This is a genomic window from Microcystis sp. LE19-41.2A (assembly GCF_027530405.1).
Taxonomy (GTDB): domain Bacteria; phylum Cyanobacteriota; class Cyanobacteriia; order Cyanobacteriales; family Microcystaceae; genus Microcystis; species Microcystis aeruginosa.
This window is the reverse complement of the sequence record NZ_JAPZQJ010000248.1, coordinates 1-6766: the sequence shown is the minus strand read 5'-3', so window position 1 is coordinate 6766 and position 6766 is coordinate 1. Positions and strand designations below refer to the sequence as shown.

The window sequence follows — 6766 nt, the reverse complement described above, 5'->3', positions numbered from 1 at the left end:
ACGGCTTTAAGCTACAATGCAAAAAGCGATAACCAAGCTAAAAACCGAACCTTGACCACAGATAGTAGGGGGTTTCGTTCAGAAAAGACTTCAAATTCGGCCTTGAACGAGTAAAACTTTCTAGGAAATAAGGTTGAACATTAGATTTTTTCGACTTGTTCAAAGTGGACGGAGGGCATTCGGACACTCAAAACGGACGTGGAGAAAGTGTCAGACTTAAACAATTAAGCGTTTTTCGCTATCTGCGTCAACCCCGTTCAGCGACCACCCTAAAAAAGTGGCGTGGTGAGGAATCGCCGTCCGTTTTACGGCGGCGAGGATGTCAACTTATTGTCCCCTAACCTTTGCACTGAACTGATAAATGTCGATCGATTTTCGCAATCTTAATACACTTTGGGGTTCTATTTTAGTCGAAACATTGGCCCGTTTGGGATTGAAGATAGGGGTGGTTTCTCCCGGATCGCGATCGACTCCTTTAACGGTAGCCTTGGCAAGACATCCCCAGATTGAAGCTATTCCCATCTTAGACGAGCGCTCGGCCGCCTTTTTTGCCCTGGGATTAGCCAAACAATTATATCAACCGGTGGTTTTAGTCTGCACTTCTGGCACTGCCACGGCTAATTTTTATCCCGCAGTCATTGAAGCAAAAGAAAGTCATGTCCCTTTATTAATTCTAACCGCCGATCGCCCCCCAGAATTGCGTCATGCTCACGCCGGTCAGACTATCGATCAAGTCAAACTCTACGGTAATTATCCAAATTGGCAAGCGGAAATTAGCTGTCCTAGTGCCAATATCGAGCGTTTACGCTATCTCCGTCAAACTATCATCCACGCGTGGTGGCGCTGTCTCGATCCTGTCCCCGGAGTGGTGCATCTCAACTTACCATTTCGGGATCCCCTCGCACCAACTCCCGATCTAGAAATTAACAATTTAGAGGCTAATTTTGACCAAGAGGCTTTTTTTAGCCATATATCTCGGCAAAATATGCCAATTAACCACTCAATTCTCCAAATTAATTCTTTACCCTCCAAAGGAATTATCATCGCGGGATTAGCTTCCCCGCAAAACCCTGAAAGTTACTGTCAGGCGATCGCTAATTTAGCCCGATCGCAACAATATCCCGTCTTAGCGGAAGCTTTATCTCCTCTGCGAAACTATGCAGGGTTAAATCCCCATCTCATCACTACCTATGATTTATTATTGCGGAATCCTGCCCTTAGGACCCAATTAACCCCCGATGTTGTCCTGCAAATTGGCGAATTACCCACCAGCAAAGAATTACGGACCTGGTTAGAAGAAATCGACTGTCCGCGCTGGATTATCGATCCCCATCCCGATAATTACGATCCTCTACAGGGAAAAACCGGACATCTCAGGGGAAATATCGAGCAATTAGGGGATCTATTCCCAGATAAAACCGATAATAATCGAGAATATCGGCAATTATGGCAAAAATTCGACCAGCAAGCTCGATTAACCATCGATCGCCTTTTGGCAGCAGAAACTAAACTGATTGAAGGTAAAATCCCCTGGCTGCTCTCCCAATACCTCCCCCCCCGTACCCCGATCTTTATCTCTAATAGTATGCCTGTTCGCTATGCCGAGTTTTTTAACCCGCCTAGCGATCGCCAAATTCGTCCCTATTTTAACCGCGGGGCCAATGGCATCGACGGCAACCTCTCCACTGCGATAGGAATAGCTTATAAAAATGTCCCCAGTCTGCTATTAACGGGAGATTTAGCCCTATTACACGATACAAATGGTTTTTTAATCAAAAAATATTTTGTTGGCTCCTTGACCATAATTTTAATCAATAACAAGGGGGGAGGCATTTTCCAGATGTTGCCGATCGCCAAATTTGACCCTCCCTTTGAAGAATTTTTTGTCACTCCCCAAAATATCGACTTTTGCCAACTCTGTCGCACCTACGGTATTGATTACCATTTAATCAGCGATTGGACTGATTTTGAGCAAAAAATCGCAGTTTTGCCGGAATCAGGCATAAGATTACTAGAAATATCCTGCGATCGAGCTTTTAATACCCAATGGTTCCTCAGTAATTATGTGTAGGGTGTGGGGTGTGGGGAAGTGGGGAAGTGGGGAGAATAAAGCTGCCTATTGCCTATTGCCTATTGCCTATTGCCTATCCTGATAAGTAGGGAGGCACAATTATTTGTAGGATGGGTTAGCGGTAGCGTAACCCATGCGGGCGTTGGGTTTCATTCTTCAACCCAACCTACGTTCATCTTATATTTAATTCCACCCACCTACTTATGTAGCCTATACTCAACGGATTTAGTATTAATTCCCTTTTTCGAGAAAGTGAATACAATGGGTGGAAAGAGTTAAAAGAGTCCGATGAATCGACAAAGACGGCAAAAATCAAGACAATTTTCTCTCCCTAGATATTCTATCTTTCCCCCGGAACAATGGCGATCGGGAGTGACTTCTTTGGTGATTAGCTTGGTCTTGTCCCTACTGATTTTAAAACTGAATACCTCTAGTCTCTCCACTGCCACCATAAATATTTTTAATCCCTCCACTGTGGGGGAGAATTTAGCCGGTAAGAGCCTAGATGAGTTAGAAAAGCAGAAAATCGCCGAATTTTTGCAAATTGCCCCGCCAGAAACCGAATTAACCCTCGAACGCTCTCCCTTGTTTATTCTCCACGATACAGCTTGGAGTATGACTGCGGGTAACATCGAAGAACAGAAAAAATATGCTCGCGGTCCGATGAAATTGGGTCCGAATGTTTACATCCCCCGCAAACCGAATTCCAGGGATAGAGATATTTTAGACTCGATCGCCCGGCCTTTTTTTGAACGTCACCGTCCCACTGCCACTTTTTATGAACAAGCGGCCGAAATGCTGCCCGCAGACACCAGAGATCAATTAGTGCGTCAACTGTGGCAACTTACCCCAGAAACTATCCGCGTCAAGGGTTTTGCACTTGCTTTAGAGGGTGTTCCTTTGAGTACGCGATCGGCTCCTGAGTTAGAAAAAAGAGCAAGAATTTGGTTAAATACGCCTTCAGAAGCCGTCTTTAGGCGTTTAGTCAAAGAATATCCCACAAATTACTTTGATGGGGCAAAAAGCACCGCATTATGGGCAACAGAAGCGATTTGTCAGCAGCTATCTCACCCTAATTGCGATCGCTTGCGACCAGTTTTTGCCGAAAGAAATCGTCGGGTTATCTCCAGCGTTAACATTGAACTGGTACAAGCGCCGGGATCCCACTGTTTGACCAAAGGACGCTTGCAACCCCTCCCCGGTTACAGCGATTTTCAATACCAACAAACGGCGAAATATTATCTCCTCGCAGCCTTACAAACGGGACAATTACCGCAAATTGTCAGCCATTTTGCCGTAGATAGTTTTCTGATTAATCAAGGAAAATATCCCCATTGTGACCCCCGGGGTTTTGATCTACAACGTCTCTACAATCTCATCAGTCAAGCTTTGGATTATGACCCCGGCACTGTTTATGGCATCGTCCCTCGTTACGGCACAAATATTCTAGCCGGTGATAATATTTGGTGGCATAATCGAGTTTTTGACCAAGCAAATTTACCCACAACTTTAAATTAGACCTGATCATTTAGAAATGTCCACTTCTCCCAAAGCTTCTAGATAAGTAATCGCCGCTTCTAAAGGAGAATCGTAGCTATATGAAAACTCCTCAAACCAGCGTCCTTCCTCCGATTTGGCATCTAATTTATCTAACCATTGCTTTGCCTTTCTAGTTAAAGCTTCTCGCTTACGCTGCTTTTTTAATGCCGCCGCTTTTTCTTTTTCCGCTGCCTCCTGTTGTTGCCTTGCTTGGTTTTCTAAGGCTAAAGCTTTTAAAAGCGCATCGGTAGCAGAATCGCTGGCATAATTAACCTTAAATTCGGCCGGGGAACGATCTTTTTCTTGGCGAGAAGAAGGGGACGGCATCGGTTTTTCCTGATCCCGTTTCTGGTATTCTGCCTTCATTTGTGCCAGTAAATCTTCTATTTCTCCCATAATGATCAAGTTAGAAAGTAAAAAGTTAAAAAGATAATTGCTCTGATTGCCTCTGCCTTAATAACTAAGTAACTGGTTATAATTAAATTGAAGATGGATCCCCCCTTAATCCCCCCTTGATAAGGGGGGTGTCTGACAGTTTTTAACACCTAACTACTGAATAACGGGTTTCCTTATTTTTCCAAACGGACCACATACCATTGTAGATAACCCTCCTCACCCAGGTCTAACTCGCAGTAATTATCGCGCAGATAGAGAGATTTTTCCTCAAAACTAGAGAATTTCGCCAATTGTCGGGGACAAATCTCTGGTTTTGCGGTGATTAAATCTTTTAACTTATCCCGCAACTGGTCGGGAGTCTGGAATTGTTCAGGTTGATCGGCCTCAAGGACAAGAAAATAGTCCCCTTGATACATAATAGAATCGGGCATCGCTGTTTGATAGTCTCAGTAGGAAAATTTTTTGGCTATCTTTATCACTTTATCGCCTCAACGCTCGATCGACACCACCACTATGACAGACCATCTCACCAATCCCTTTCTCAGTCTCCCTTACGAAAGCGCCATGCAGGACTTGGGGGACCAATACTATGATCAAGTTGCAGCCGCGGATTTTCCCAGTCATATCCTTCGTTTTCGCAATGATGCTTTATTACCTTTGGTGGGAATTCAGCCAGAATTAACCTTAGATGAGCATTTTATCGAGGCTTTTGGTAAATTTCAATCCCTGACCCCCTTTTTGGCCCTGCGTTACCACGGTTATCAATTTGGCGAGTATAATCCTTTCTTGGGAGATGGTCGCGGTTTTCTCTACGGTCAAGTTAGGGGTATTGATGGCAAATTATACGATTTTGGTACGAAAGGATCGGGACGGACTCCCTATTCCCGTCATGCGGACGGTAGGTTAACTCTCAAGGGTGGAGTCAGAGAAGTCTTAGCTGGGGAAGCTTTACGCGGTTTAGGGGTGAATACCTCTCGCTGTCTCAGTTTGGTGGAAACGGGGGAATCCCTCTGGCGCGGTGATGAACCTTCCCCGACGCGATCTTCGGTGATGATTCGAGTTAGTAATTCTCATATTCGTTTCGGGACTTTTGAGCGTTTATTTCATATTAAACGTAGCGATTTAATTAAAAGACTCCTCGATCATGTGATTATTTATTATTATCCTGAAATCAATCCCCAAGATAGCGATCGCTATTTAAAATTTTACGCCGCTTTAATCGAAAGAACCGCTAAATTAGCGGCCCAATGGATGGCCGCAGGTTTTTGTCATGGGGTTCTCAATACCGATAATATGTCAATTACCGGGGAAAGTTTCGATTATGGTCCCTACGCTTTTATTCCTTCCTATAACCCCCAATTTACGGCGGCCTATTTCGACTACGGTGGCCGTTATAGTTATGGCAATCAGCCTTTTATCTGTCGCTTAAATCTAGAGTTACTGCAATCTCCCCTGGCCATGGTCGTCTCCTTGTTAGAGTTAGATCTGGCTTTGGCTAACTATGACCAGCATTACAATTTTTATTATCAAAAAATGATGCTCAAAAAGTTAGGTTTTGAGGATATTTTTACTCCCGAATCTGCTTTACTGGTCAGCAAAACCCTGGAAGTTCTCCAAGAAACTGGCCTCGGTTATCACGACTTTTTCTATCAATTAAGTGAACAATTTAATTACGGTTGGCGAGAAAATAGTTCTCTAATTCTTGAAAATATGGATTTACCGAAAGCTGATTGGCAACGTTGGCGAGAATTATATAGTTTGGTCTTAAATCAATTACCCTCAGATTCTTTGGTTCAAATTGGGAACACCTTAACGCATTATAATCCTAAAACTGCTTTACTTAGACCGCTAATCGAATCGGTTTGGGAGGCAATTACCTATAAAGATGATTGGCAACCTTTCCAAGAATTAGTGATAAAATTACAAAATAAACAGTAATTAAGTAATAAGTAGTGGTGCAAAATTAATTTCTTGGTTAGGAGAGGCAACAGGTGATTAAATATGTGTAATTAATTATCTCTAGCTACTTATTCAGGTCATTTCCTGAAATGCGTTGGACAAAAATTGACCAGACTTGGCGATCAATGTTTCCGCTCCAACTATTAAAAGTGTCAAAATAATAGTGAAGTTTTGTGACAAAGTGCAGTCAGATCTAAGAATCTTTGCTAGAACTCTAGAAAGCTTCTGTGATAAGTCTCTTGAAAAGAGATTGTTTGCAGTAAGCTCTTCTGGCTAACACGCTTTTGGGTGTGATATGGGGAAAGTTTCTTGCAATTGCGCCTAAATCGAGTGATATACAGAAAGTTGACCCATATCGTTACTCTGGAGAGTGTTATGCAGAAAGTTGACCTGTAATATGTAGTTATGCGGCAAGTCCTCGGTTAGGACAGTGGCTTGAAGTTGCTTGCGGGGCATTCATTCACGATAAAAATTGCTTGGCATGGATAGCTGTAACGACAATTTATAACTACAATTGGTTATTGTAGCTGTCGTTCGGTTATGGAATATGAATGGGATGAAGCAAAACGTCTTGCTAATCTTCGTAAGCACGGAATAGATTTTACCGATGTTCCAGCCGTGTTTGATGGGGATATTGTAACGGTTGAGGACGATCGTTACGGTTATGGAGAGCAGCGTTTTGTCACATTCGGTTTGTTGCAAGGGCGAGTGATTGCCGTTGTCCATACAGAACGTGAGGATTGCACCCGTATTATTTCTGCAAGAAAAGCGACGAAATATGAACAACGAACCTACTTCGAG

The 6766-nt window shown here is 43.3% G+C and carries 7 protein-coding genes; 5 read left to right on the top strand and 2 right to left on the bottom strand.

Features of this window, described 5'->3' with window-relative positions; genetic code table 11:
• Positions 1–164: 164 nt before the first annotated feature.
• The 3 genes from O9290_RS11025 to O9290_RS11015 all read left to right on the top strand — a co-directional run bounded on the left by O9290_RS11025 (position 165) and on the right by O9290_RS11015 (position 3589).
• A complete protein-coding gene (locus O9290_RS11025; RefSeq protein WP_288058558.1) occupies positions 165–341 on the top strand; it encodes a hypothetical protein in 177 nt (58 codons plus the stop codon).
• A 20-nt stretch (positions 342–361) separates the two neighbouring features.
• On the top strand, positions 362–2071 hold the full coding sequence (menD, locus tag O9290_RS11020) for a 2-succinyl-5-enolpyruvyl-6-hydroxy-3-cyclohexene-1-carboxylic-acid synthase (protein WP_288058560.1): 1710 nt from the start codon (positions 362–364) through the stop codon (positions 2069–2071).
• 288 nt (positions 2072–2359) lie between these two features.
• Positions 2360–3589 (top strand): hypothetical protein, encoded by a 1230-nt coding sequence (locus O9290_RS11015; RefSeq protein ID WP_288054869.1) that lies wholly within the window; start codon positions 2360–2362, stop codon positions 3587–3589.
• 6 nt (positions 3590–3595) lie between these two features.
• Here O9290_RS11015 and O9290_RS11010 read toward each other — a convergent pair whose 3' ends face one another.
• On the bottom strand, positions 3596–4006 hold the full coding sequence (locus O9290_RS11010) for a salt stress protein, Slr1339 family (protein WP_002756893.1): 411 nt from the start codon (positions 4004–4006) through the stop codon (positions 3596–3598).
• 173 nt (positions 4007–4179) lie between these two features.
• Positions 4180–4437, bottom strand: a complete 258-nt coding sequence (locus O9290_RS11005) for a CRR7 family NDH-1 assembly protein (protein WP_002756891.1) — start codon at positions 4435–4437, stop codon at positions 4180–4182.
• An 82-nt stretch (positions 4438–4519) separates the two neighbouring features.
• Between O9290_RS11005 and O9290_RS11000 the strand changes: the two genes are divergently transcribed.
• Together O9290_RS11000 and O9290_RS10995 are read left to right on the top strand one after the other, a co-directional pair.
• On the top strand, positions 4520–5944 hold the full coding sequence (locus O9290_RS11000) for a protein adenylyltransferase SelO (RefSeq protein ID WP_052278502.1): 1425 nt from the start codon (positions 4520–4522) through the stop codon (positions 5942–5944).
• Positions 5945–6505: 561 nt separating this feature from the next.
• The coding region (locus tag O9290_RS10995) for a BrnT family toxin (RefSeq protein ID WP_288054865.1) at positions 6506–6766 on the top strand (261 nt) is incomplete at its 3' end.